Genomic DNA, 601 nt, shown 5'->3' with positions numbered 1-601 from the left:
AAAAGGTCGGCATTGTCTTTCAGTTTCCTGAACATCAGCTGTTTGAAGAAACAATTTTAAAGGATATCGCATTCGGTCCGATCAACTTTGGCATGAGCCGGGAAAAGGCGGAAGAAAAAGCGAGGGAAATGCTGAAGCTGGTAGGTTTGGGTGCAGAGCTGTCCGACAGGTCTCCGTTTGAACTAAGCGGAGGGCAAATGCGCCGCGTGGCCATTGCGGGAGTGCTGGCGATGGAGCCTGAGGTTCTTGTCCTCGATGAACCGACGGCAGGGCTTGACCCAAGAGACCGCAAGGAGATCATGGACATGTTCTACAGCCTCCATAAGCAGAGGAACCTGACGACAATTCTCGTCACCCACAGTATGGAAGACGCGGCAGCGTATGCAGATGAACTGATTGTGATGCATAAAGGGACGGTCAAAGCAAAAGGGACGCCGCGGGAGCTTTTTTCAAGGAAAGACGACATTGCCGCTTTAGGGCTTGATTTGCCGGAAACGATTAAATTCCAAAAACGCCTTGAAGAGACGCTGGGGATTACGTTCAAAGCGCCGATTTTGACGATTGAAGAAGCAACCTCCGAAGTTAAAGCTCTTTTTCAGGA

1 protein-coding gene is annotated in these 601 nt (G+C 50.2%); it reads left to right on the top strand.

Features of this window, described 5'->3' with window-relative positions:
- A partial coding sequence (locus ACWHAR_RS29490) for an ATP-binding cassette domain-containing protein (protein WP_452088743.1) occupies nt 1–601 on the top strand: 601 nt, incomplete at both ends.

Source organism: Bacillus sp. LR--39 (assembly GCF_053613335.1).
Note: the sequence above shows the minus strand (reverse complement) of the source record. Positions and strands in the feature narration are given on the sequence as shown.